The 277-nt window shown below is 33.9% G+C and carries 1 protein-coding gene; it reads left to right on the top strand.

Annotated features, from left to right (window positions below):
* A partial coding sequence (locus SB660_RS20185; protein WP_410584080.1) for a hypothetical protein occupies nt 1-277 on the top strand: 277 nt, incomplete at both ends.

The following is a 277-nucleotide window of genomic DNA, read 5'->3' as shown; positions in this document are numbered from 1 at the left end:
CTAATTATGGGGCAAGCGGTTCCTTTTGACATTGGTCAAGATAAAAAAGCTTACTTCCAAACAGAATTTGATGAAGATTACTTCTTATTGAAGCCAAAAGAAGATGCCGTATATGGTTTCCAAGTTAAAAAAGGCATGAATCAAATACCAACTGGTACTATTTTTGAATATGATGAGGAAACAAATGAATTATTAGCAGTTTCTTCATTAAGTAATGATATGGGGCTACTAAGTTTACTTCTTGGTTCAACTAGTAATGCCAATGATGCAAAGGCAG

This window comes from Bacillus sp. SIMBA_005, from assembly GCF_046535585.1.
Taxonomy (GTDB): domain Bacteria; phylum Bacillota; class Bacilli; order Bacillales; family Bacillaceae; genus Bacillus; species Bacillus pumilus.
This window is presented reverse-complemented; position numbering and strand designations above follow the sequence as displayed.